Consider the following 25,426-nt stretch of genomic DNA (forward strand, 5'->3'; position numbering starts at 1 on the left):
TCCGGCTCCATGAAGGAGGAGGCACACCGCATGAGTCCGGACGAGGTCACCAACATCATCAACGGGGGCGTCTACAAGGACGCCGTGATCCAGGCGGCCACGGTGACCGTGCAGAGCCCGCCCGCGCCCGCTCCGCCGAGCGACCCATGGGTACGGGCGGTGCTGGAATCGGGCGTCTGGACCCATGCGGCTCCTCGCGGCGTCGAGGCCCATGTGCGGCACGCCACACGGCTGGCACAGCGACTGGCCGACGTCCGGGATGCCGCCGAGCAACGCATCTCCGGGGACGCGTGGGCCGATCCCGGCTTCGCGACGCGGTTCGCGGACCGGGTGGAGTGGCTGCTCGGCGAGCCCGACGGCGCGCTCGACCTCTATCCGGCCGAGGCCGGGGTGCTCGTGCTGCTGCCCTACCTGTACCAGGTCCATCGGCTCCTGTTGGTCTCCTCCCATCTGGAGGTGGACCCGACCGATCTGCGGGCCCGGCCGCGCGCCGCCGGGGAGCGTGCGCGGTACCAGTCCTTCCTGGCCGGTCAGCACCTGCTGGTGAGCCGGGCCGAACTGCGGCCCGAGGCCGCGGGGGTGATCGGCTGGTGGCTGTACCACCGCTGGCTCGCGAAGGAGGAGAAGGGGGCAGACCAACTCGCCGCGCTGGAGGCCGAGATCGCCGGGGAGGGCGGACCGCTGACCGAGGCGTTGAACCCGCGGTTCCTGGCCAGGATCCTGATCGGTCTGCGGCTCGGCCCCGACGTCTGCAACCCCGAGCACCTCGGCCGGATGGAGGCGGACCAACTGCTGCCCGGGCCCGGCCGGCAACGCTTCCGTGAGCGGCGGGCGAGCCTGCTGGCGACCGTCGCGTACAGCGCTGCGGCCGAACTCACCGTCCTCCCGGACACGGTGGTCCAGCACACCGGTGTTCCCGGAGCCGTCGATCTGGACGGCGTGCGGCGGACCCTGGACCGGATGGCGTGGGGCGGTTCACCGGAGCTGCCGGTGCTGAAGGCGGTCTGCGAGCACGAGGCCGTGGTCGAGGCCCTGCGCGAGCACGCCGAGCGGCTGGACGGACTGCTTCTCGCGGTCGGGCGCACCCTGCCCGACCGTATCGCCCAGCCGATGCCTCCCCTGCCCACACGGGTCTCCGCGGACGGCGTGGAACCGGCGGAGGGAACGTTCACCAGCGGCGCGCGGTTCCGGCTGGACGACCGCCGGGTACGCGACCTGCTGACCGGGACCCAGCTCTACAAGGACCGCGGCCTGGCGGTGCGCGAGCTGTATCAGAACGCCCTGGACGCGTGCCGCTACCGGCGTGCCAGGACGCAGTTCCTGGAGCGGTCGGGGCGGCCCTTCCACCCGTACGAGGGCCGGATCGACTTCGTCCAGGGGACGGACGACGACGGACGCGCCTACCTGGAGTGTGCGGACGACGGTGTCGGCATGGGCGAGGCGGAGCTGCGCGGCGTGTTCTCCGACGCCGGGAGCCGCTTCGCCGAGCAGCCCGACTTCCTGCTGGAGCAGGCGGAGTGGGAACGGGTGGAGCCGCCCGTGCGGCTCCACCCCAACAGCCGGTTCGGAATCGGCGTCCTGTCCTACTTCATGCTCGCGGACGAGATCCGGGTGACGTCCTGCCGGATGGGGCTGGACGGCGTCCCCGGCCCGCTGGTGGAGGCGCACATCTTCGGCCCGAACCATATGTTCCGGATCGTCGAGAAGACGGAACGGGGCACGGTCCCCGGCACCCGGGTGCGGCTCTACCTGCGGGAGCCGCGCCGCTCCTGGTCGGCGCTGGAGACTCTGGCCGAGGTCCTGTGCATCGCCGAGTTCCGTACGGCCGTGACCCACGGCGGGCGGCAGCGGGTGTGGGAGGCGGGGGTCCTCCGGGCGAAGAGGGGCCGTACCCACGGTGAACTGGTGGAGTGGCACGACGGCCCGCCCGGCGCGCAGGTGATCTGGTGCCGGCACGGCGGCATGCTGCTGGTGGACGGCCTCGTGATCGAGCCGCGGCACGAGGTCGGGGTGATGTCCGGACTGCTGGGCGTCGTGGTGAACCTGAGCGGGGACCACGCCCCTCGGCAGCTCAGCACCGACCGTCTGACCGTGCTGACGGACATAGCGGCCCAGGTGGAGGAGGTGCTGACCGGCGCGGCCCCCGCACTGGTGGCGAGCGGAGCGGCGTTCCTGACCCTCGCATGGCTGGAGGACGTCGCCAAGAGCAGCCCACGCATCGCGGACCTGGTGGCCGAGGCGGCCCGCGCGGCGGGCTACGCGTTCACCGGATCGGAGGGGACGCCCGTGCCCGTGGAGGCGGGGTGCTTCCCGCTCGACCGGATGCTGCTCCCCCACCTGCTGGCGTCGAACCGTCACGCACCACGTCCGGCGAGCGCCGGGTTCTCCTCGATTCCCGACCACATTCTCCTCTGGCGCATGCTCGCTCTGGGGAAGAGCGACCTGTCACGTGAGCTGACGAAGCTCGTACCGGAGCTGTCCGAGCCGCGCCGGGTGGCCGATGCCCGTCCGTCGGATCTGGAGCTGCTCACCGGCAACCGAGGGGGGTTCGGGGCGACCCGGCCCTCGGATGCCTTCGGCGTCGCCCGGCGGCTGGGCTGCGATCCGGTGGGCCCGGCGGAACGTCGACGGCTCTTCGGGGTCGCGGACCTCGTGGTCCCCGAGCCCTCCGGCTCGGACGTGTGGGACCTCTCGGACATGACCTGGCTCGACGGTCCCTACGAACGGCGTCGTACGCATGCGACGATCGGTGAACTTCTGGAGATCCGCGAGAAGCTCGGGGTGAGCGCGGCGCGGGCGGCGCGCCTTCTTCGCTCCTTCAACGTCGCGGTGGTGCCGGCCGAACTGCCGGAAGGGTCGCCCGACGAGGTGGATCTCCGGCTGCTCCACAGGAACGGCGAGGTCGCCGAGCATCTGGGGATCTGGCACCTGGGTCCCGTACCGCCCGGGCACGTGGCCCAAGCCGCCCTGAACACCGGGCTGTCCCCGCACGCCGTACGGGAACGCCTCGAACGCTACGGCCTCAGCGTGGAGCCGTTCGACTTTCCCGAGGAGTTGGACGAGGAGTACGTCAGCCGGCTCAGCCGCGATCGCAACGGGAGGTGGCCCTGGGTGAGCAGTACGGCCCCGCTGACGCCCTGGCAACTGGTGGCGGCCCAGGATGCGTCGGAACTGACCGCCGAGGAGGTGCGGGCGGACTACGAGCGTCTCGGGTTCACTCTGCCGCCCCGTGCCGACCGCGCGGAGTCACCCGATGACTTCGATCTCCTCGCCGGATTCTGGGAGGTCGACTGGTCCCCCTTCCGGACGGACCGCGCACCGAGCTTCCACCAGCTCATGGAGGTGGCGGAGGACCTGGGACTCTCCCTGCGCACGCTCACCACCCGGCTGGCCGCGTACCGGGTGAGAACGGGCATGACCCTGCCGCAGCGCGAGACGGAGCTCGACCGCGACCTGTTCCGTTACGACAGCTTGCTGCGCATCACCGGGGAGACCGACGAACGGGACCTGCCCTGGTGGTTCTCGCTCACCCCGGACGACGAGATTCCCTTCTTCCTCCTTGTCCTGGCCGCCCGCGACCTGGGCCGGCGCCCGAAGGAGCTGGCCTCCCGGCTCCGTACCTACGGCCTGCGGGTCTCCCGTGGCGATCTTCCCCCGGACCTCGGCCAGCGCGACGCGCTGCGCCTGCTGACAGCCGACGAGCAGGCCGTACCGAGGCCGGCCGAACCCGCGATGCCGCTCGCCCAACTGGTCCGGATCGCCCGCCGGGTCGATCTGCCGGTGGTGGACACCGCACGCCACCTCCGCGACCTGGGCGTCCATGTCGACGATGTGGCGACAACCGTGCGGGCGGCCCTGGCGCGGGTGCCGTCCGGTGCGGGGGAACCTCCTTCCTGAGCGCCCTCTTAGCCGTGCCTTAAAGCGACCATAAGGATGGTCATTACCCCCTCCCATCAGGCCTTTTCAGCCTTTCGAGCGGCTAGCTTGCTGATCGCCACCCTCATAGCTGTGCCGTCTCGAAGGAGATCCACCCATGACCGCTCGCCGCAGGACCGCCGGAATCCTCGCCCTCGGTTTCGCACCGCTCGCACTGGCCGGGCTGGCCGCCGCCCCGGCCGTCGCGCACGGTTCGCTCACCGACCCGGTGAGCCGGGTGTCCGCGTGCTTCGCGGAGGGGCCGGAGAGCCCTGTGTCGGCGGCGTGCCGGGCGGCGGTCGCGGCGGGCGGGACCCAGGCGCTGTACGACTGGAACGGGGTGAACATCGCCAACGCGGCGGGCAAGCACCGTGAGTTGATCCCGGACGGCAAGCTGTGCAGCGCGGCCAACGACAAGTTCAAGGGCCTGGACCTCCCGCGCGCCGACTGGCCGGCCACCGCGCTGTCGGCGGGCAAGCACACCTTCCGGTTCCGTGCGACGGCTCCCCACCGGGGCTCGTTCGAGCTGTATCTCACCAAGCCCGGTTACGACCCCACGAAGCCGCTGGCCTGGTCGGACCTGGAGGCGAAGCCCTTCGCCGAGGCCACCGACCCGACGCTGGAGAACGGTTCGTACGTCTTCGACGGGACGATCCCCGAGCGCTCCGGGCGGCAGCTCGTCTACACGGTCTGGCAGCGCTCCGACTCCCCCGAGGCGTTCTACGCCTGCTCCGACGTGACGTTCGGCGGCGGTTCGGCGGGCGGCGGGACGCAGGACGGCGGCGCGGAGGAGGGTCAGCAGGGTTCCGGTGGCTCCGGCGCCGGGACCCCGGTGACGGCGCCCTCCGCACCGTCCGAGGAAGCGATCACCGAGGGTTCCGAGAAGTCGTCGGTCGAGCACAACGGCCACGGGGACGACGACGCGAACACCGGGGCGAAGGTCACCGCCGCCGCCCCGGCCGCCGAGGACGAGGGCAAGGCCGAGGGCAACGCCCCGGAGGCCAACGCGGCGGGTGCGGAGGAGGTGCTGGCCGAGACGGGTGGCTCCAGCAGCAGCACCTTCCTGGCGATCGGGGGCGCCGGGGTGCTCGCCGCCGGCGCGGCCGTGCTGTTCGCCTCGCAGCGCCGGCGGGCCACCGCGGCGGGCCGCCACGGCCGCTGACCTCCGCAGCACCCCCTCTCATACCCCTGCCGCGTCCCTCCGGGACGTCGGGCGCGGCAGGACGTGACGGGCCGGGGTCCGCCGTCCGCCCCATCGGACGCCGGGCCCCGGCCCGTCGTTGCGCGGCGGGTCAGCCGATGACCGAGGCGCAGGTGGTCGGGGTGGCGCGTGCCGGGTCGAGGGCGTTGGCCACTTCGTGGAAGGCGATGCGGTCGATGGTCCCGATCGCCACGTGCTCGGACAGGTCGACCGGGCACAGGTCCTGGAGCAGCACGTTGCGTACGTTCGGCCCGTCCAGGTACTGCGTGCGGTACGGGGTCACGACCTGGTCGTACTTGGTCGCGATGACGGTGTAGCGGACGCCCGGGACGGTGTCGCCGCCCGCGGTGAGCTTGGTGATGAAGGGTGATCCCGCGACCTGGTCGGCGAGTCCGGGGGTGTTGTCGCTGATGAACTTCTCGACGCCGGGGAAGAACGGCAGCAGCTTGGTGAGGCCGAGCAGCGTGGTGCCGTGGTTGTCCGGGGCGATACCGACGAGGGCGTTGACCTTGTCGGCGCCGCCGAGGAACTTCAGGTAGTAGTTCGGCATCATGCCGCCCTGGGAGTGGCCGACGAGGTCGGCCTTCGGGGCTCCCGTGGCGTCGAGGACCTTGTCGACGAACACGTCGAGCTGTTCGGCGGACTTGTCGATGGGGCCGAGGCCGTGGAAGAACGGCACGCCGGGGAGCTGGCCGTAGTCGAGGGAGAAGACGCAGTAGCCCCGGTTGACCAGGTAGGGGGCGAGGACCAGCCAGTTGTCGATCGAGTTCCCGAAGGTTCCGTGGACCAGGACGACGGGGCGGGGATGGGCGGCGGAGGGCTTGCAGGAGTAGTCGTTCCAGCCACGCGAGGTGGCCTCGGCGGCGGCCGGGGTGGCCGCGGTCGCGGTCGCCCCGGGGGCGACGAGGACGGTGAGGGCGAGGAGCAGGGCGGCGAGCAGGCTGCGCGTGCGGGGAACGCGCGCAGCACGGATCCAGGGCAGCATCGTGTGGTCTCCTTGCGGCTCAAGGGAGGTGCGATGGCGGTGCGCCCTGTGGCCCGGACCACAAGCTTTATGTGCTCATGCCAAATTACGCACGAGTAAGGTGGGGAGGGAAGTTACGCGTCGGTAAAAACTGGCGGGGCGGCGAGTGCTCACTCCCGGCCACCGACACGGCCGGCCGTCCGCCTCCCCCTGTCGGCGGGTGACGCGCGGCCGGCCGGTGACGGGCCGTCGGGTCAGGAAGTCGCCGCCCCTGTCGTGGACGTCGACTGGCCGGCCTCTCCCGTTTCGCCCGCAGCCCCTTCCCGATCCGCGCCTTCGCCTGCGCGCCCCACGTTCCGGAGCAGCATCGTGGCCGTGACGGCCAGTGCGAGCATGACCGGGACGGAGCCCATCGCAATCCAGGCGAGGCCCTGGGCGAAGGAGTCCCTTGCCGCGGAGACGAGTTGGGCCCCTGTCTCCGCCGGCAGCCGCCCGGCGGCCTCAAGGGCCGCGGGCAGGTTGTCGGCGACCGCCTCCCGGGCGGAGGCGGGTACGCCGTCCGGCACCGAGCCGGTCATCCCGCCGTGGTAGGCGACGTTCAGCACGCTGCCGAGGACCGCGATGCCGAGGGCGCCGCCCAGCTCCTGGGTCGTCTCCCCCACCGCGGCCGCGGAGCCCGCCTGCTCGGGCGGCGCGGCGTCGACGATCATCCCGATCCCGAGGGACGAGACCGGCATCAGGCCGGCGAACAGCAGCGACGCGGCCGTGACGACGGTTCCGATCCCGGAGCCGCTGTCCACCTGGGAGAGCACCGTGAAGCCGACAGCGGCGATCGTGAGACCGGCGCCGAAGACGTACCCCTTGCCCACCCGGGCCGCGACACCCTGGGCGACGAACATCGCGAGGGTTCCGCTGACGACCATCGGCAGGCTCCACACCGCCGACTCCAGCGGCTCCATGCCCACCACCATCTGGATGTACTGGGAGATGAGGAACTGACTGCCCAGCATGAACACCACGGTGAGGGTCAGCGTTCCGAGGGAGACGCTGAAGCCGCGGTTCGCGAAGAGCTTCATGTCGAGCAGCGGGTCGGTGAGCCGGCGCTGCCGCAGGACGAAGAGGGCGCCGATCACGAGACCGGTCACCAGGGACAGCAGCGGCAGCCAGGTGACACCTTCCTCGGCGAACTCCTTCACGCCGAGGACGACCAGCAGAATGGCGGCCAGCGACATCGCGGCGCTGGTCAGGTCGAGTCGGCCGGCGTCCGGGTTACGGACCTCCGGAAGCACCAGCGGGCCCGCCACCAGCAGGAACACCATGACCGGCACGGCCACGAGGAAGACCGAACCCCACCAGAACGCCTCCAGCAGCACACCGCCGACCAGCGGGCCGACCGCGCCGCCCAGCATGAAGCTCGTCATCCACACCGTGATGGCGAAGCTGCGCTGCTCGGCGTCGTGGAACATGGCGCTGATCAGCGAAAGCGTCGACGGGCCCAGTACCGCACCGGCAAGGCCGAGGAGGGCACGGGCCACGATCAGCGTCTCCGCGGTGGGCGCGTAGGCGGCGAGCACCGACGCGAGGCCGAAGGCCACAGCCCCGGTCATCAGCATCCGGCGACGGCCGATGCGGTCGCCGAGCGTCCCCATGGTGATCATCGCGCCGGCGATGACGAACCCGTAGACATCGGTGATCCAGAGCAGTTCCGCCCCGGACGGCTCCAGGTCCCGGCTCAGGGTCGGCAGCGCCAGATGGAGCACGCTCATGTCCATGATCACGAGCATCGCGGGCAGCGCCAGCGCCGCCAGCCCGATCCACTCGCGCACCCCGGCGCGCGGCGCGGTTTCCGTGTCCACCGAAATCTCCCTTCCGGGCCACTCGACCCGTCGGGCTTACCCTAGGTTTTGAGCTTTCGATTGGTAAGGGCTTACCTGTCGGTCAGCCCCGGACCGGGCCGATAGCCAGCAGGCCGGACCGCCGGTCCGGGAGATCATTCGACGAGCCGTTCGGCACAGAAAAGCGCCCCGCTCCGGGGAGCGGGGCGCCGGTGAACAGCGTTCACCTCACGTCGTCATGACGCTCGCGCGCGGCGACGATGTCTCCGATCCGATGCGTGATCCACTCGACCAGGCCGCCCAGCGTCACCGCCAGTTCCCGCCCCAGGGGGGTGAGCGAGTAGGTCACCTGGGGCGGCACGGTCGCTTCGACCTCGCGGGCGATCAGCCCGTCCCGCACGAACACCCGCAGATTCTGGGACAGCATCTTCTCGCTGATGCCGCCGATCCTGTCCCGCAGCACGTAGAAGCGCATCGGCCCCTCCTGCAACGAGGCCAGAATCAGCACGCCCCAGCGGCTGCTGACGTGATTCAGCACCGTCCGGGCCGGGCAGTCCGCCGTGAATGCGTCACTCATGGCGACGCCTTTCTCATCCTTGACCTCAGAGCTTACGTCCACATCCGGAACTTACCTCAGGACATGCCCTTACGAAAGGATAGCCCGAAGCTCGTCCACCCCCGGCGCTACGCCGTTCGGCCGCGCCCCGCCTGCGCTTGCGCCGCCCCGCCCGGACCGTGGGGGCATGACTTTCGTCGACGAGGTGAAGAACGCCGTCACCCCACGGGCCGCCCTGCTCGTCATCGGTGTGCTCGGACTGCAGTTGCTGTTCATCGCGTCCTACGTCGGAGCGCTGCACAAGCCCAAGCCGACGGATGTCGCGTTCGGGGTGGTGGCCCCGCAGCAGATGTCCCAGCAGCTCGTCGACCGGCTGGACGAGCTCCCCGGCGGGCCGCTCGACCCCCGTACGGTGAGCAGCGCGGCCGAGGCCCGCGAGCAGATCATGAACCGCGACATCGACGGCGCCCTGATCGTCTCGCCGGAAGGCCGCACCGACACCCTGCTGGTCGCCTCCGGCGGCGGCACGGCTCTGGCCACTTCCCTGGAGCGGATCCTGACCGAGGTCGACGCCTCCCAGCAGCGGAGCGTGCGGACCGTGGACGTCGCCCCGGCCTCCGGCGAGGACTTCAACGGGCTCTCGTCCTTCTACCTGGTCGTCGGCTGGTGCGTGGGCGGCTATCTCTGCGCCTCGATCCTGGCGATCAGCGCCGGCGCCAAGCCCGCCAACCGGCAGCGGGCGGTGATCCGGACCGGAGCCATGGCCCTCTACTCGGTCGTGGGCGGCATCGGCGGCGCGATCATCATCGGCCCGGTCCTCGGCGCACTGCCGGGCAGCTTCTGGGGCCTGGCCGGCCTGGGCGCCCTGGTCGTCTTCGCGGTCGGCATGACCACGCTCGCGCTGCAGGCCCTCACCGGCATCGTCGGCATCGGCCTGGCCGTCCTCATCATCGTCATCGCGGGCAACCCGAGCGCGGGCGGCGCCTTCCCGCTGCCGATGCTCCCGGACTTCTGGCGGGCGATCGGCCCGGCCCTCCCGCCGGGGGCGGGCACCTGGGTGGCCCGCTCGATCGCCTACTTCCAGGGCAACGCGGTCACCGGGCCGCTGCTGGTGCTTTCGGCCTGGGCGGTCGTCGGCACGGCGCTGACCCTGCTGCTGTCGATGCGGCACCGGGCGGACGCGGATCCGACGGGCGCCGCGGTCACGGGCACCACGGCCACGGGCCCCGCCCCGGGAACGGACGCCGGCGGATCGACGGCGGCCTGAAGCCGGACCCGCCCCCTTCTCCCCGTCACTCCCCCTTCACGACTCTTCACCCCCCTTTTCCGCCTTCACGCGCTTCACGCGCTTCACCCGCTTCACGCCCTTCACCCCTGATGATCCGTGTGTGGGGCCGCCCCGACGGCGGCCCCATCTGACATGCGCCCCAATTCTTGATGTCCGGTCAGCGCGACGACTAGGCATGACAGGTCCATGGCGACATGCTGGAGCCGCCTCGTACCACCCGACGAGGAGCACGGCCAGGACCAACTCCCTTCTCCCCCACGGAGGTCGCTCATGCGTCGTCGATTCACGGTTCCGCTCGCCGCAGTCGCCCTGTCGCTCCCGCTCAGCCTGATCACCGCCGCTTCCGCCTCGGCCGCACCCGCCGACAAACCTCAGGTGCTCAGCTCCTGGACCCAGACCAGCGCCTCCAGTCACAACGCCTGGAACGCCGCCCGCAACAACCAGGGCGCCTGGTCCGCGTACGGCTTCAACTGGTCGACGGACTACTGCAGCAGCTCCCCCGACAACCCGTTCGGCTTCCCCTTCCAGACCTCCTGCGCGCGCCATGACTTCGGCTACCGGAACTACAAGGCTGCCGGTACGTTCTCCGCCAACAAGGCCCGCATCGACTCCGCCTTCTACGAGGACCTCAAGCGCGTGTGCGCCGGGTACTCGGGCGCGACGAAGACCTCGTGCAACGGCACCGCCTGGACCTACTACCAGGCCGTGAGCATCTTCGGCATCTCCCCGGCCAAGGCGGACTCCGACAATCTGATCAAGGCCGCCTGACCGCCCGGCCGCCCGCTCCACCACGCACGACACCGCACCGCACCGCACCGCACAAGGGAGAGGCCCCCGGCGTACCGGGGGCCTCTCCTTGTCGCCGTGACGCGGTGGAGCGTCAGCCGATCTCGGCGCCGTAGGCGGCCAGCGCCTCCGGTACCGGCTGGAAGAAGGTCGTGCCGCCGGAGGAGCAGTCGCCGCTGCCGCCCGAGGTCAGACCGAGCGCGGTGTCGCCCGCGAAGAGGGCGCCGCCGCTGTCGCCGGGCTCGGCGCAGACCGTCGTCTGGATGAGGCCGTTGACGATGTCGCCGTTGCCGTAGTTGACCGTGGCGTCCAGCGCGGTGACCTCACCGTCGTGCACCTGGGTGGTGGAGCCGCTGCGGGTGACCGCCTGGCCGACCGTCGCGTCACCCGCCTGGGTGATCGCCTGGGTCGAGCCGTCGTAGAGGTTCACCTCGCTCGGGTGCGCGGTGTCCGAGGTGTACTTGACCAGGCCGTAGTCGTTCTCCGGGAAGCTGGAGCCCTCGTTCGCCCCGATCTCCGAGCCGCCCTGGGTGTCCGACCAGCTGGTGACCGACTCGGTGCAGTGACCGGCGGTCAGGAAGTACGGCTCACCGCCCTTCACCACGTTGAAGCCGAGCGAGCAGCGGGAGCCGGAGCCCCAGATCGCGTCGCCGCCCGCGATCATCGGCTTGAACTCGCCAGCCGTCCTGTTGAGTTCGGCCGTGCCGCCGAGCCCCTCGACCACGGCCGAGAGCTTCTTCCAGGCCGCACCGTCGACCGTGCTGTCGGCGGTGACGAGCACCTTGTTGCTCACCGGGTCGACCGCCCAGGAGGTTCCCGGGATCGTCGCCTTGTCGGTGAGGGTCCCCCGGGCCGACTTCAGCTCGGCGAGGGAGTTCTCCACGATTCTGGCCTTGCCGCCCGCCTGGCGGACCTGCTCGGCGCCGGCCTCGTCGACGACGTTCACGACGAGGGCCTTCGCCGTGGTGTCGTAGTACGAGCCTGCCGCGTCCGCGCCCAGGTCACGGTCCAGGGCGGTGGCCAGCTTTCCGGCCGCGTCCGCGCTGAGGGTCTTGGCCGTGAATGCCGGTACATCGTCACTGGCGTTCGCAGTCTGGAACGTGAATCCCGCTGCGACCAGGGCGACGACGGCCGAGCCGGCCAGCGTCGCGCGCTTCCTGGATATGCGTCGATGCTTCAACTTCGACCTCCTGTGGGGCCGTGCACGGAGCAAGTGGGGTGCCCGTACACGGAGGATGGGGAACCCACTATTCCGAGGCGGCGAAACGCACACAAGGTCGACTTCCAGACGTGCACACGACAGCGACGCTTCACACGCGAGGCGTTCACCTCCCCCGGGTCGTGCCACGTCGGTTCCGATTGCGAACACCCGGTGCAACCGTTGACGGCCCCTGGGTGAGGACTAGTCCTGTCCTGTATTCGCCTGTCCCGGTCCGCATGGTGTGCCCACCCGTCCGGATGCCGACGGAATCGTCCGCCGGGAGCCTCCCAGTACCTTCACAGTTCCTGTCGCCCAACAGTCCCGGTAACGCCTCTGATGGGTCATCATCGAAAGGGCAGCACACGCCGGACACACCGTGTCCGGGCCGGCCGGGTGACCGAGCGGAGGAGGAACGGGTGCGCAATCGGGTGCTCGCGGCGGACGGGCGGCATCTGATGGTGGAGCGGATGGGCGACCCGCGGGGAAGACCGGTCTTCCTCCTCCACGGCACTCCGGGCAGCAGGCTCGGGCCCGCTCCCCGCGGCATGGTGCTGTACCAGCGCCACACACAGCTGATCACCTACGACCGCCCGGGATACGGCGGCAGCGACCGGCACGAGGGCCGCCGGATCAAGGACGTCGTCGAGGACGTCCGGGCGATCGCCGACTCGTTGGGACTGGAGCGGTTCGCCGTGGTGGGCCGCTCCGGCGGGGCCCCGCACGCCCTGGCCTGCGCGGCGCTGATGCCGGAACGGATCACCCGGACCGCGGCTCTGGTCAGTCTCGCGCCCTGGGACGCGGCCGGTCTCGACTGGTTCGACGGGATGACCGCGTCCAATGTGCTCGCGTACTCCACGGCGGCCGACGACCCGGAGAGCCTTGCCGAGTCCTTCATCATGCGCTCGGCGCAGATCCGCCGGGACCCGGTCAGGCTCCTGGACGATCTGCGCCGGGAGCTGACCGACTCCGACCGGCTGGTGGTCAACGACGCGGGCATCCGGTCCATGCTGCTGCGCAACTTCAGCGAAGGGCTTCGCCATTCGGCCTACGGCTGGATCGACGACGCCATCGCGTTCTGCAGCCCCTGGGGGTTCGACCCCGCCCGGATCACCGGCGAGGTGCTCCTCTGGCACGGGGTGAAGGACGTCTTCGCCCCGGTCGGCCACTCCCGCTGGCTGGCCGGGCAGATCCCGGGTGCCACCGCCGTACTCGAACCGAAGGCGGCCCACTTCGACGCGTTCCCGATGCTCCCCCGCGTCCTCGACTGGCTGCTGGACGAGCGGGAGCACCCGGACGGTGCCATGCGGGCCGCCGTGCCGGGAGGGTGAGCCCTCCCGGCCGGACGGTCACACCGACATCGGTTCCAGCTCCCGCCTGAACCGCTCCTCGGTCCGGGCGATCCGGACCAGCGGATGGTCGTCGCCGAGCTGGCGCGACAGCTCGGGGACGATGTCCGCCCGCAACTGCACGGCTTCGTCGTCCCGCCCCATGGCGCCGAGCGTGACCGCCATGTTCGAGGTCATGGCCAGGGTCTCCGGATGGTGCGAACCCAGCGCCTCCCGCAGCTGCCCGGACAGTCGCTGCTCGGTCTCCAGCACGATGGCCAGCTCACCTCGGTCCGCCGTGGCGCTGGCCAGGTTCATCACACAGAACAAGGTGTTCGGGTGATCCCGGCCGAACGTCTCCCGCATGGACGCGACGACCAGCTTCAGCACGCGCTCCGCCGCTTCCGGCTCCCCGGTTCCCGTCAGGTAGACGCCGAGGTTGTTCTGCGCCGCCAGGGTGTACGGGTGCTTCTCCCCCGGCACCTTCATGAACTGGTCGACGACCTCCTGCGCGGTGTCCCTCGCCTCGGCGTTCTCGCCCGCCGCGAACAGGTCCGCGGCGAGGTTGAGGTCGCAGGCCAGCGACTCGGGGTTGGCGATGGTGTACTTCGCCCGGTAGCGGGCTCGGGTCGCCACCGTGAGACGGCGGGCGTCCTCCAGCCGCCCTGCCCTGCGCAGCGACACCGCAAGGCTCTTGGCGGCGCTCAGCGTGGCCGGGAAACTGCGGCCCAGCGTCTCCTTCGAGCTGTTGTACGTCGTGCTGAGCAGCCCCACCGAGTCCTCGTACCGTCCGACCTCCCGCAGGTCACGGGCGAGGTTCATGGCGGAGGACAGGCTGTAGGGGTGCTTCGGTCCGAGCACCTGGGAACGGAGGTCGTAGACGTCCTGGTCGATCTCCCGGGCACGGGCGTACTGGCCGACGCTGCGCAGGTTCAGGGCCAGGTTGTTGGCGGCGGCCAGGGTCCGGGGGTGGGAGTCGTGGAAGATCTGCCCGAACCCCTCGTGGGCCTCGGTCGCCATCTCGATAGCCCGGGCGTAGTCCCCCAGCAGACCGAGGTCGATGGCCAGGCTGCTGGTGGTCATGTACGTGTGCGGGTGCTCGGGACCCAGGACCGCCCGCTGCCGTTCCAGGGTGAACTCGTCCAGCTCCTTCGCCTCCACGTAACGCCCGCGGGTGCGCAGGATGTTGGAGAGGTGGAAGCAGAGGTAGAGGTACTGCAGGTCCCGCTCCCCCAGCTTCTCCTTCCAGATGTCCCTCAGCTCGTCGCCCAGGGCTCCCGCGGTCCTGACGTCTCCGCGCTTCCAGAGGTAGCGGACCCGGTCGATCAAGAGCCTGCGGGTCTCCGGCTCCTTGCAGTTGCGGGCGTCGGAGGGGCCGAGGTGCGGCCAGATCGTCGCGAAGCGCGGCCAGGTCTCCGGGTTGTCGATCGGCTCGTCGTCGTCGGGCCGGGCGCCGGCGAGGATGCGGTGGACGACGTGCCGGGCCTCGCGCTGCTCCTCGTCGCTGAGCTGCGCCTTGATCACGGCCTGGACGAGGCGGTGGACCTGGATGGAGTTGGAGACCTGGTCGACCTTGGCGAGGGCGAACCGGCCGATCTCCCGGATGACCCGGCCCAGCACCAGCTTCTCCTGGAGCGAGGAGTCGTACGGCTTCAGCGCGTCGATCATCTCCTTGCTGTAGAGGAGGTTCGCGGAGATCGGTTCCGGGGCGAAGAAGGCGCAGAGCTGGAGCAGCCGCACCGCTGCGGGCGAGCGCTCCTTGAGCCGGGCGATGGAGATGTTCCAGGTCGCCGCGACCGGTTCCGGGTAGCCGGCCGGCTGGTTGAGCCCGAGGACCTGGGGAGCCTGCTGGGCGAGCTGTTCGAGATAGGCGTCGATGGGCGTGGCGGTCTCCGCGATCCAGGCGGCCGCCTGTTCCACGGCGAGCGGCAGGTCGCCCACGGCGGTCGCCACCTGGTCGGCGTCCTCGTCGCTGAGTCCCGGGGCCCGGCGCTGGAGGTGCTCGATCGACTCCTCGCGCAGGAAGACGTCCACGGGCAGCGCGTCGCCGTGCTGGGACCAACTCTGGTTGCGGGAGGTCACCAGGATGTGGCCGGAGCCGCCCTGCGGGAAGTAGCGGCGCAGCTGCTCGGGATCGTCCGCGTTGTCGAAGACCAGCAGCCAGCGGTCCGAGGGCACGCCGCGCCGCAGCAGGTCGACGGCCTCCTGGGAGGCGGCGGCCATGTCGTCGCCTCCCTGGGCGCCGAGCCGGACGGCGAGTTCGGCGAGCGAGGCGACCACGTCGTCGGGCTGCTCGGACGATATCCACCACACCAGGTCGTAGTCGGCCATGAAGCGGTGCACGTACTCCAGGGCCACCTGGGTCTTGCCGACGCCGCCGAGTCCGTACAGGGTCTGCGGCTGCGGCAGGACGACGGCCAGGCCGCCGCCGAGCTGGTCGCGCATCCGCTCCAGGACGAGCGAGCGGCCGGTGAAGCCGGGGTTGCGGGGCGGCGCGTTCCAGATCCTCGGCACGGTGCCGGGGAAGCGGGGCCCGGGCGAGACCCCGTCCGTCACCTGCACCGGGCGGTCCAGGGCCCGCATCACGGCGGTGGTGGCGTGCACCTCGTCCAGCCGGAAGAGGTCGACCGGGTTGCGGTCGATGTACGGGGCGCTCAGGCGTACGTCCCCGACCCGCAGGGGGACCAGTCGGCGGCGGCCGCTGCCGACGGCCTCGGCGGCGGTCCGTTCCCACAGCTCGACCGCGCGCTGGGACTTCAGATAGGCGCTGGAGAGCAGCACGACGGTGCGGGCGGCGTTCTCCGGGGCGGTGTCGGCCGCCTCCTCCGGGGGGCGTTCGGCGGAGACGTCGCGCGGGACCACCCGGAAGCCGGCCCGGGTGAGAATCGATTCGAGCCAGTCGGCCCACATCCGGTTCTCCGCCACGTAGCTGAGGAAGAGATCGGCGGGCAGCGCGGGCCGGCGCCGGGTGAAGGCGTCGCGGATCCGCAGGCGGACCTCCTCGCCGATCGGGGGCATCGAGGTGATCTCCCGGTCGGTGATGACCGCGACGAGCCGTTCGAAGGCGGAGAGCAGCGAGTTGGTGAGCCCGGCCTCGTCACCGAAGGTGGCGAGCGTCTCCTCGTAGGCGTAGTAGGGCCGGTAGGGGATCTCCACCGCGCCCCAGTAGGCGGTGAGTTCGTCGCCGGACAGGTCGCGCGGCAGCCGGTCGAACTTGAGCCGGGCCAGTGCCCGGCCGGCGTCCGCCTTCTCCTTCTCGCCCTCGTCGATGCGCATCGGGACGGGGTAGAGGGCGATGGGCCGGCCGGTGTTGCGCTCGGCGATCTGGCGGGCGACGGAGGCCGCGCCGTCGATGGACTGGTCGCTGAGGGTGAAGCAGTCGACGAGCACGTCCGGGAGGTGGACGGTGCAGATGTCGGCGATGTCGCTGAGGCCGGTCCGGCTGTCGATGAGGATGTAGTCGTAGTTGGCCTTCATGTCGTCGCGCAGCGCGTCGAAGAAGTGGCCGCCGCCGAACCGGTCGTAGAAGTTGTCCCAGTCGAAGGTGGAGACGGTCGCGGAGTATTCGCGGTTCTGCCGTCCGGCGGAGACGAAGTCGAGCGTGCCGCCCTGCGGGAACTCCCAGCCGAGCGACTCCGGGGTCAACGACACGGCGTGCGGCTGGATGCGGGCGTAGTCGCGGTGCCAGTCCTCGGCGCGCTGGGCGGGGCTGGTCGCGGCCCACGCGTACTCGGTGATCAGGTCGATCACGCCGGTGGTGGCGCCGAGGGTGGCCGGGTCGAGGAAGGGGTGGAAGAACCGGTGCAGCCCGGGGGCCTCCAGGTCCCAGTCGACGGCCAGCACCCGCTTGCCGTTGGCCGCGAGGATCCAGGCGGTGTTGGCGAGCGCCATGGTGCGCCCGGTACCGCCCTTGTACGAGTAGAAGGTGACGATGCGCCCGTCACGACCGGCACTCATAGGTCCTCCGCTTCCGTCGCAGGGTCGTGCGGGTCGGGGATGTAGCTCGTACTGCCCATGGGACCGGTGAGCCGGGTCCGCTCGCCGGAGCCGCCGCCGGAGCCGGGAGGGTAGGCCTTCGCGTGCTTGAGGTACTGCTGGGCGGCCACTTCGACCACCTGGGGCAGGAGTTGGCCGAACGCCTCCATGGTGGGCACTCCCTTCGCCGCGGCCCGGCAGAGGGCCCGGCCCTGGCCCATCTTGATCGGCATGGTCGCTTCGAGCTGCTCGATGAGCTCGCTCTCCGCCGCTCTGCTCTGGTGGTCGTCACGGCTCCAGGGCACGACCATGGTCACCCAGGGACGGTTCTCGGCGTCGAAGGCGGCGAGCCTGCGGCGGTGGTCCTCGTCCCTGAGGGCCCAGCGGTCGACGAGCAGGATCTCGGGGGTGCTGGGCGGGGCCTTGCCGTCGTGCCGGTCCTCGTCGAACGAGCTGATGACGGCCTGGTAGTTGAGCGAGCGGACCAGTTCCTCCGCCACATATGCCAGGGGGCGGGCGGCGGCCGGGTAGTAGGGGTTCCAGTCCTGGGGGTGATCGCCGTAGTGGTCGCTGTTGCGGCCCTCGGGCAGATCGTGGCGGGTGGGCGCCGCGATGGTGATCTGCATCGGCCGGGGGGCGCCGACTCCGCTGCTGGGGGAGCCGAAGGCGCTGGGCGCGAGGCGGTAGTCGACGGGGCGGCCGGTGTCGATGCGGACCGAGTCGGCGACGCTGACGATGCGTTTGGCCAGTTCGTAGACGGCCCGTTCGTATTCCTCGGCGAAGAGTCTGAGCTTGATCAGACCGTAGAGGCCGTCGCTGACGTACCGTTCCCCGAAATCACGGTGGTTGAACTGCAACCGTTCGGCGGAGCCGGGCAGTTGGCTCGGCGGCACCGGTACCCAGAGTGCCGGGACGATGGCCTCGGCGGGCTGGTTGGAGCGGGCGCGGTGGTGGATGGCCCGCTGTTCGAAGGCGTACCACTCCTTCCCGCACATCTCGCTGGCGAAGTAGCGCGGTGAGAAGAGCGGGACGAAGACGCGGCAGGTGGCGAGGACGTCGCCGAGCCGTTCCGACCAGCCCTCTCCGGAACGTATCTCCCGGTCCATGAAGCCCGCGGGCGCGCCCGCGGGTAAGTCGGTCATGGCCATCACATGACCGCAGAGATCCTGGAAAAGCCGCTCGACCCACATATCGGGGTCCGTGCCGCCGCCGTACCCCGGCGTGTGGGCGTAACTCAGAAAGAAATACGGCCGATGGCCCACCGCTCGCTGTTGCGTCGATGCGTGCACACGACCCCCGTCCTGTGTGAGCACTCGCATCCCGGAAGGAGGAAGGGAGTGGAAGCGAACTCATCATTCCGGAGCGGACCTCTTTCCACCCCCCTGCCGTTCGGTCATTCGAACGTCGCTTTTTGGTCAGATTCCAGGACGTTCACCTGCCGACCGGACGACGGGAAGCTCCTGCCGCGATTCTTCTCGGCCGCACTCCGTGTTCCGCTGATCTCCTTGCGGACAGCGGAGATCAGCTGTTTACCGTCGACCGTCACCTCCGCCGCGTTTTCGATCTTGTCGAGAGCTTCCGGAACACCCGTGAGGAAGCGCGGATCGTAAAGCCCGAGCCCCGCCCGTTCGAATGTCTCGGCCAGCAGTCGGGAGAACGTCACGTGTTCGTTCCCCCAAGGCGTCCGATGTTCCCAGGTACCGTCCAAGGCGTAAAGATCCGTCACTTCACCGAGCGCCCGCAGTTTCGCCCGGCGGAATCCGCTCAGCAGGCCGAGGGCCAGCTCGTTCGCCTCGGCCGACGGCCCGACGCCGAGCGCTCCGGGCCCGTGGCGCCCCGGCTCGGCGTCACCGGTGAACAGCGGGGTCAGCGTGGTCAGCGTCAGGGCCGCCTCGGCCGCCTGGCCGGGTACGGCGTCGGCCAGCAGCGACCAGGCTTCGCCGACCCGGTGCGCCCAGGCGTCGGCCTCCTCCGCTTCCAGACGGTCGGTCGCGGGGGCGTCGAAGCAGTCGCGGAGGGGGTCGAGGTCGTCCAGCAGGAGTACGGGGGCGGGCGCCCGGCGCAGGACGTGTACGGGCAGCCAGTGCGGGCCCTCGGGCTCATCGGGGGCGATGCGCAGCTCCGTGCCGGGCGCGTCCTCCGGCCGCCGGACGAGGAATCCGTCGCCCGTGGCGCGCACCACGGCCGTTCCCCGCTCCCCCGGGCCACCGAGGAGCACGGTGCCGAGGGTGGGCAGATACAGGCCTCCGTCCCGGTACGCCACCGGCACGGGCAGGTCGAGTCCGGCGCGGACGGCGGCGGCGGCCACGGTGGCGCCGAGCCGTTCGGCGGCGGGCCCCGTCAGGCCGCGGCCCGCGTCGACGTCCGCCAGGGCGTCGACCAGCCAGGTGCGGGTGTAGGGGTGGGCGAGCACCGTGTCGAGCGCCTCGGCGCCCGGGGTGTCCGCCTCCACTGTCGCCGCGAGCCGCCAGGCGTCGTCCCAGAGGGCTCCGCCCCGCCCGTCGAGGGTGTCGTGGAGAACGGCGAGCAGGGTACGGGTCAGGTCCTGGTGGGCGGCGAGCAGTTCGTCCGGCGCCCGGACGGCGGGCGACTCGGTGGCCGCGGCCGTACGCTCCTCGATACCCCGGATCAGGGCGGCCAGGTCGGCGCAGTAGACCGACGGGTTGTCGAAGCCGCTGCCGGCGACGCTGTCGGGGCCGCTGTCGGAGCGGTAGCGGTGGGTGTAGAGCCCGCCGCCGCACGAGCGCACGACCGGGCACCGACGGCAGGTCTCGCTGACTCCGGCCAGACCGAGCTGCCGCGCCCGGACGCCGGGGTGGGCCGCGACCTCGTCGAAGGTGTTGTGGAAGACGTCGAACCCGGTGGCGGCGGCGCCCTCGTAGGCGCTCTTGAGCGAGTCGACCTGTTCCAGCTGCCCGTCGGTCTCGATGACGACGAGGTCGGTGGGGGCCAGGCCGAGGGACTCGGTGAGGCTGGGGCCGCCGTTCAGGCTGGAGAGCACGGAGGCGAACATCCGGACGGGCATGGGGCGGCCCTGCTCCGTCCAGCGGTCGAAGACCGTCAGGAGCCAGTCGGCGTACGCGGTGGGCGATCCGTCCGGCCGAGGGGGCGGGTCGTCCCAGGTGGCGTGCGGCAGCAGGAAGTCGACGAGCGGGGGTTCGAGTCCGGCGAGGGCGTCGTGCACGGCCACCGGATCGTTGTGGATGTCGACCGTGCACAGCAGGCCGAGGTCCAGATGGCGGTAGCGCTCCTCGCGGAGCAGTTCGACCGCTCGCATCACCATCGGGTGGCTGCTGCGTCCGTTGGCGAAGAGGCGGTGGCGGTCGTTGGCCGCGCGATCGCCGTCGAGCGAGATCCCGACGCGGACGTGGAACTCGTCGAAGAGGTCGAGATAACGGGGGCTGAGCTGGACGCCGTTGGTGTGGATCCTGAGGTCCAGCTCAGCGATGCCGTTCAGGGCCGAGCCGAGCTCCTCGCAGACCCGTCGCAGTCGCGCGGGCCCCGCCAGGAGCGGTTCCCCACCGTGCAGGATCACTGTGAGGGAGGGAAGCGCATGAGTCGTCGCATGCTCGGCCAGGCGCCGGGCAGTCCAGGAAATCGCCTCGTCAGAGATGGTCTTGGGGCGTGTCAGCCAGCTCTGGTCGGCATGTTCATAGACATAACAATGATCACAGGCCAGGTCGCACCTGCTGTGCACTTTCAGCACGAATTCGCGGAAGGGGACCAGGGGTCCTGTCATTCCCTCATTCTAGCCGCTTCTGACGTCGACTCAGAGAGCCGAATTGAACGTGGAGATCCGGGTGGACCTGGCCGTTGTCGCACCGCATACGCGGTTGATCTTCCTGGCGGCCTCGGCGCTGCGAACGTCGGTCGCCGAGAGGGTCGCGCGAGTCTTCGCAGAGGCGAAGGCGGGGGTGGTTCCGTAGGTCTTCACGGCCGTCCTAGGGGGATCCTGAAGGGGTCTGTTTCCGGACATTGAAACGCTGCCGGATTCCGTGTCATCACACGTCCCGGCACGCGCACTTTACTACCGCGGAGGCCCTTCCACATGCCGGCGGAGCAGCCTTCACACCTGGTTTCGAAAGTCGAAACACGCCTTCCGTTCGGCCGCTCGGGTGAGCGGGGCGCGGGCGGCGGAACCGACGGGCCCGGGGGCCGCCCCCACCGCCGCCGGCACGCGCAGGTGAGAGGCTTCCCGCCGTCGGCGAGACCGCTCGCACAGGTGCCGGGCGCGCGCACCGCGCGGGTCCCGGGCGGCGGACGCCGGGAGGCTCCGGCGGGACAGCGGTTCACCCGTTCACCAGCTCCTCGCCAGGGAGGCCGTGTTCCGCCCGGGCGACGCGCACGCGGTCCGGGACGGGGTCGTGGCCCTCGCCCGCGGCGCCCGTGACCCGCGCCCGGGCGCGCGGTGCGTCGACCCGCTCGGCGCACCGCGGCGGGAGCACGCCCGCCGTCCCGGTCACTCTCGATGGCCCCTCCCCGCGCGGAGGTGGTCGCGCCCACCGCAGGGGGCAGCAACTCACTTCTGGTTCAACCCAGTTGAACAACCTTGCCACAGCGTCGCGATACGAGGAAGGACGCCCGCGCGGAAGTGGCCGAACCCTGTCGTGGCGACCGCCCGAGGAGCCGGGACGGTCTTGCCGCGTCCGGCGCTCCCCCCTACTCTCGTGGCCCCGGGCGGGGCAGGCGTCACGACCGGCCGGGTCATACGACAACTGCAGACGGAGGCGTCCATGACGGCGTTGCCTGAGCCGCTGAGATCCATGGTCTTCAGGAACGATGACCTGCCGGCGCTGTTCCACCACACGGACGCGGTCGCCGTGGCCCGCCAGCGCGAGGCCGTGAACACCACCCGGGTGCAGCTCGCGCTGCTCGTGGCCGGCACGGTGCCCGCGGCGCTGCCCTGGCACGCCGAGGACGGCCCGGCGGCCCGGGCGCTGTACGGCGGCGCGGTGCTGGCCTACCTGGGCGTGCTCTTCGCGACCTTCCTCGCCTCCCACCGCAAAGCAAAGTCGCACTGGCAACTGAACCGCTCCGCAGCCGAGTTCATCAAGTCCAACTGCTGGCGCTACGCGGTCCACGGCGCGCCGTTCGACAGCACGTCCGAGCATCCGGAGGCACTGTTCGCCAATCGTCTGGAGGACGGCCTCCAGGAGCTGCGGAAAGTGGGCTGGGCCGACCCGCGCGAGGAACTGCCGGATTCCGGCGGCCTCATTACGGAGTCCATGCGCGCGTTACGGAACAAGGCCTACACGGTCCGCAAGGAAACATATGTACGGGACCGGCTCATCGAACAGCGGCGCTGGTACCGCAGACGTCAGCAGGCCTCCCGGCGCGGGGCGCTCCTGTGGTCGGGCGCCATTGTCGCGCTGACGCTCCCGGCGCTGGCACTGAGCGCGTTCCAGGCCTTCGGGGTGGGGCGCTCGGTCGGCCTGACGGGGGCGTTCTCCGCGGCGGCGGCGGCCTGTCTCGCCTGGAACGAGATGCGCCGGCACCATCCGCTGATCTCGGCGCACTCGCTGGTGGAGAAGGACCTGGAGTCGATGCAGGCCGCCATGGAGACCACCCTCACCGAGCGGCACTGGCCGGCGGCGGTGTTCGAGACCGAGCGGATCGTGTCGCCCGAGCACACCGACTGGCTGGTCAGGCACCGCGTGTGAGCTCCGGGGAGGGCGTGCGGGGCCGGAAGCCCCGTTCCCGTACGGCCTGTTCGGCGGGCGTCCGCCGGTCAGCCGCGCAGCACCCCGTCGCGCCAGATCACGGTGACGGGGCGGCCCAGAGCGCGGGCGTACGTCACGATGTCGCCCGTGCCGCCGAGGCCCCGGGCCGGGAGGCCGTCCCAGACCGCGAGCAGCCGGTCGCAGTGGTCGGCGATGTAGGCGCCCGCCGCGTAGTACGCCTCGTCGGTGGAGTGCGGGAAGTCGAGCCGGACCTCCTGCGCCGCGCGCGCTTTGAGCATCCGGTAGCGGGCGAGGTCGACGTCGTTCTCGAAACAGGCCTCGTAGTCGCCGCTGGGGATCACGGCGGTCAGTTCCGCCCCGCAGGCGAGAGCGAGGTCGGCGAAGAGCTGGTCGGCGCCGACCGCCAGGCTGGAGAGCGCGTGCGTCGCGCCGTCGAGGCCGCAGAGCGCGGCCCGCAGACCCGCGAGCACATGGGCCTCGGCCTCGGCGGGGATGGAGCGGTGACCGGTCACTCCGATGCGATTCACGGACCTGCTACCCCCTGATGCCAGCGGAGCGCGGCCGGGGGCTCGCCCGCCCCGTCGCCCCGCCCCCCGTCGCCCCGTAGCGGCGACCCGTCGTGGCGACATCCTCTCAAGAGCTCCCCGGCGAGCGGGAGCCCCCGTCCGGAATTCCGGACGGGGGCACGTATGTACGGACAGCTCCGTACCTGGCCGGGGCGGTACCGGTCAGGACCCGCCGACGGGTCAGTACACGCTGACGCCGTACGCGCTCAGCGCCTCGGTGACCGGCTGGAAGAAGGTCGTTCCGCCGGAGGAGCAGTTGCCGCTGCCGCCGGAGGTGAGACCGATCGCCCGGGTGCCGGAGTAGAGCGGGCCGCCGGAGTCGCCGGGCTCGGCGCACACGTTGGTGCGGATCATGCCGTAGACGACGTCGCCGCCCCCGTAGTTGACGGTGGCGTTGAGTCCGGTGACCGAACCGCTGTGGGTGCCGGTGGTGGAGCCGCGGCGGGTGACGGCCATGCCGTTGGTGGCGTTGGCGGCGCTGGTGATGTCCTGGCCGCCGACCGTGCCGTCCTTGGGGATGGTGGTGTTGGTGTAGCGCACGATGCCGTAGTCGTTGTTCGGGAAGCTCGACCCGGAGGTCGTGCCGAGCACGGTGGTGCGGGCCGAGTTCGACCACCAGGTGGTCGCGCCGTCCGTGCAGTGGCCGGCGGTCAGGAAGTAGTAGGTGCTGCCGCTGCGGACGTTGAAGCCGAGGGAGCAGCGTCCGGTGCTGGAGTAGATCGCGTCGCCGCCGGAGATCAGCTTGGTGAACTTCCCGGGGGTGCGCTCGATGCGCAGCGCGTCGGCGTTGGCGCCCGCCGACTTCTTGATCCGGTTGATCTCCGCCTTCGAGACCGTGCTGTCGACGGTGACGACGAGGCGCTTGGACTGCGGGTCGATGTTCCAGGCGGTGCCCGCGATGTCGGCGCCGAGCACGGCGTCGCTCGCCGCGGTCAGCTGGTTGGCGCTGAACGTCCGGGGGGTTTCGGCGTTCGCGGTGGGGATGGCCATCGCCGCGACGGCGGCGAGCCCCGCGAGTACGGCCGTGGTACGAACGCGTCTCGCCGCGTTCGAGCGGTTGCTGGTGCGCTTGATCCTCACGTCGGGTTCCTCCGAGGGGAATCGGGGGCCCTCCTGTGGGGTGGTGGGCCCGTGAGGCGCAGTCGGGGGCCTGTCCGGATTCCGGAGTTGCCGTGCCCCTGACAATCGCTGACCGGAGTATCGAGGGGGCCGGACAGGGGACGCAAGAATGCCTTTCGGCCACACGGGTCACCTACGTCTCCGGCCCCGGGAGCCGTGGGGCTGCCGGGGCCGGAGGGGCCCTCTCGCGGGTCAGGCGTCGATCCGGTTCCGCTCCCCCGCCGGGACCGCCGCGGAGAGCGTGTTGCCCGGGGGCGGGAAGGGGCAGATGAAGTGATCGGCGAAGGCGCACGGCGGCAGCAGCGCGCGGTTGAAGTCGATGCTCACGCTGCCGTCGGCGGCGGGCGCGCCGGGCCGCAGGAAACGGAAGCGGTAGCTGCCGTTTCCGCTGGTCGCGTCGGCGAAGACGGCCCACAGCGACCCGTCGGGCTCGACCGCGACCTGGAGTGTGTGCTCGTCGCCGTCCACCGTGAAGACGATCTCCCCGCCGAGCCCCAGACCGCGCTCGACCCCGTCCGCGTTGACCACCTGCACGGTCCGGTCCCCGCCGTAGCGACGGAAGGTCCCCGGCAGCGTCCAGCGGGGGTCGTACGGGGTGGCCTCGATGGTCGAGAAGGCGTGCCGGGCCGGTGATCCCGGGTCGAAGTCCCGTACCGCCCACAGTCCTTCGCGGCGGAGCACCACCAGCCGCCGCTCCCCCTGCGCCACCCGGGAGTCGTCGATCGGCCCGCGGTCCGCGCCGAGCACGACCTCGCCGGTCAGCGGCTTGCCGTCGACGACGATGCCGTCCTCCGCGGCGGCCGTGAGGACCACCTCGTCGCCGTTCTCGCGCCAGTGCCCCGGGACGGCCGGAATTCGCCCTTCCGGGTAGTCCGAGAGCCAGTGGGTTCCGGTCAGGGAGAGAGGGCCGTACGGGGCGGCGACGGCGACGACGCGCCCTTCGTGCCACCGCTGCCAGTCCTGTGCGGCGTCCGGCCCGCCGCCCTGCTCCTGCTGCTGTGCGTCCGTGCTCAT

The 25,426-nt window shown here is 71.0% G+C and carries 18 protein-coding genes; 6 read left to right on the forward strand and 12 right to left on the reverse strand.

What is annotated here, in order from left to right; translation table 11 throughout:
- The first annotated feature begins 30 nt into the window (after window positions 1-30).
- Together IE272_RS18275 and IE272_RS18280 are read left to right on the forward strand one after the other, a co-directional pair.
- Window positions 31-3,897 (forward strand): wHTH domain-containing protein, encoded by a 3,867-nt coding sequence (locus IE272_RS18275; protein ID WP_057661798.1) that lies wholly within the window; start codon window positions 31-33, stop codon window positions 3,895-3,897.
- A gap of 136 nt (window positions 3,898-4,033) precedes the next feature.
- Window positions 4,034-5,077, forward strand: coding sequence for a lytic polysaccharide monooxygenase auxiliary activity family 9 protein (locus IE272_RS18280; RefSeq protein WP_050359558.1), 1,044 nt, complete (start codon window positions 4,034-4,036; stop codon window positions 5,075-5,077).
- 130 nt (window positions 5,078-5,207) lie between these two features.
- Here the strand turns inward: IE272_RS18280 and IE272_RS18285 are convergent, their stop codons facing one another.
- The 3 genes from IE272_RS18285 to IE272_RS18295 all read right to left on the reverse strand — a co-directional run bounded on the left by IE272_RS18285 (window position 5,208) and on the right by IE272_RS18295 (window position 8,492).
- Window positions 5,208-6,101 (reverse strand): esterase/lipase family protein, encoded by an 894-nt coding sequence (locus IE272_RS18285; RefSeq protein ID WP_056702993.1) that lies wholly within the window; start codon window positions 6,099-6,101, stop codon window positions 5,208-5,210.
- A 233-nt stretch (window positions 6,102-6,334) separates the two neighbouring features.
- The gene (locus IE272_RS18290; RefSeq protein ID WP_229897337.1) at window positions 6,335-7,936 is read right to left on the reverse strand and encodes an MFS transporter; all 1,602 of its coding nucleotides are present in this window, start codon (window positions 7,934-7,936) and stop codon (window positions 6,335-6,337) included.
- 202 nt (window positions 7,937-8,138) lie between these two features.
- On the reverse strand, window positions 8,139-8,492 hold the full coding sequence (locus IE272_RS18295; RefSeq protein WP_056702988.1) for a winged helix-turn-helix transcriptional regulator: 354 nt from the start codon (window positions 8,490-8,492) through the stop codon (window positions 8,139-8,141).
- A 166-nt stretch (window positions 8,493-8,658) separates the two neighbouring features.
- Here IE272_RS18295 and IE272_RS18300 point away from each other — a divergent pair, with 166 nt between their 5' ends.
- Window positions 8,659-9,738, forward strand: a complete 1,080-nt coding sequence (locus IE272_RS18300) for a hypothetical protein (protein ID WP_050359561.1) — start codon at window positions 8,659-8,661, stop codon at window positions 9,736-9,738.
- A 291-nt stretch (window positions 9,739-10,029) separates the two neighbouring features.
- Window positions 10,030-10,527, forward strand: a complete 498-nt coding sequence (locus IE272_RS18305) for a phospholipase (RefSeq protein ID WP_050359562.1) — start codon at window positions 10,030-10,032, stop codon at window positions 10,525-10,527.
- Window positions 10,528-10,639: 112 nt separating this feature from the next.
- On the opposite strand, the gene IE272_RS18310 is transcribed toward IE272_RS18305, so the two are convergent.
- Window positions 10,640-11,725, reverse strand: a complete 1,086-nt coding sequence (locus tag IE272_RS18310; RefSeq protein WP_050359563.1) for a S1 family peptidase — start codon at window positions 11,723-11,725, stop codon at window positions 10,640-10,642.
- A 437-nt stretch (window positions 11,726-12,162) separates the two neighbouring features.
- Here IE272_RS18310 and IE272_RS18315 point away from each other — a divergent pair, with 437 nt between their 5' ends.
- On the forward strand, window positions 12,163-13,074 hold the full coding sequence (locus IE272_RS18315) for an alpha/beta fold hydrolase (RefSeq protein WP_056702983.1): 912 nt from the start codon (window positions 12,163-12,165) through the stop codon (window positions 13,072-13,074).
- Between the two features lie 18 nt (window positions 13,075-13,092).
- Here IE272_RS18315 and fxsT read toward each other — a convergent pair whose 3' ends face one another.
- The 5 genes from fxsT to IE272_RS18340 form a co-directional block, all read right to left on the reverse strand.
- Window positions 13,093-17,028: an FxSxx-COOH system tetratricopeptide repeat protein gene (gene fxsT, locus IE272_RS18320; RefSeq protein ID WP_078961282.1), complete on the reverse strand. Its 3,936-nt coding sequence runs from the start codon at window positions 17,026-17,028 to the stop codon at window positions 13,093-13,095.
- Window positions 17,025-18,365 carry an FxsC protein gene (gene fsxC / locus IE272_RS18325; RefSeq protein ID WP_157875677.1) on the reverse strand — a complete coding sequence of 447 codons (1,341 nt, stop codon included), beginning with the start codon at window positions 18,363-18,365 and terminating at the stop codon, window positions 17,025-17,027. The genes fxsT and fsxC overlap by 4 nt, the downstream gene beginning before the upstream one ends.
- A gap of 74 nt (window positions 18,366-18,439) precedes the next feature.
- Window positions 18,440-20,785, reverse strand: coding sequence for a radical SAM/SPASM protein FxsBH, inactivated beta-hydroxylase extension form (fxsBH, locus tag IE272_RS18330; protein ID WP_190007281.1), 2,346 nt, complete (start codon window positions 20,783-20,785; stop codon window positions 18,440-18,442).
- Between the two features lie 30 nt (window positions 20,786-20,815).
- A complete protein-coding gene (fxsA, locus tag IE272_RS18335; RefSeq protein ID WP_169808531.1) occupies window positions 20,816-21,022 on the reverse strand; it encodes an FxSxx-COOH cyclophane-containing RiPP peptide in 207 nt (68 codons plus the stop codon).
- Between the two features lie 313 nt (window positions 21,023-21,335).
- A complete protein-coding gene (locus IE272_RS18340; RefSeq protein ID WP_157875676.1) occupies window positions 21,336-21,509 on the reverse strand; it encodes a hypothetical protein in 174 nt (57 codons plus the stop codon).
- A 270-nt stretch (window positions 21,510-21,779) separates the two neighbouring features.
- Here IE272_RS18340 and IE272_RS18345 point away from each other — a divergent pair, with 270 nt between their 5' ends.
- Complete coding sequence (locus IE272_RS18345; protein WP_050359567.1) at window positions 21,780-22,706, forward strand: DUF4231 domain-containing protein; 927 nt, start codon at window positions 21,780-21,782, stop codon at window positions 22,704-22,706.
- 68 nt (window positions 22,707-22,774) lie between these two features.
- On the opposite strand, the gene IE272_RS18350 is transcribed toward IE272_RS18345, so the two are convergent.
- The 3 genes from IE272_RS18350 to IE272_RS18360 form a co-directional block, all read right to left on the reverse strand.
- A complete protein-coding gene (locus IE272_RS18350) occupies window positions 22,775-23,254 on the reverse strand; it encodes a hypothetical protein (RefSeq protein WP_050359568.1) in 480 nt (159 codons plus the stop codon).
- A gap of 219 nt (window positions 23,255-23,473) precedes the next feature.
- The gene (locus IE272_RS18355) at window positions 23,474-24,373 is read right to left on the reverse strand and encodes a S1 family peptidase (RefSeq protein WP_050359569.1); all 900 of its coding nucleotides are present in this window, start codon (window positions 24,371-24,373) and stop codon (window positions 23,474-23,476) included.
- Between the two features lie 231 nt (window positions 24,374-24,604).
- Window positions 24,605-25,426 carry a DUF1684 domain-containing protein gene (locus tag IE272_RS18360; RefSeq protein WP_050359570.1) on the reverse strand — a complete coding sequence of 274 codons (822 nt, stop codon included), beginning with the start codon at window positions 25,424-25,426 and terminating at the stop codon, window positions 24,605-24,607.

The sequence above is a fragment of the Streptomyces anulatus genome (assembly GCF_014650675.1).
In the GTDB taxonomy this organism is placed as follows: Bacteria; Actinomycetota; Actinomycetes; order Streptomycetales; family Streptomycetaceae; genus Streptomyces; species Streptomyces anulatus.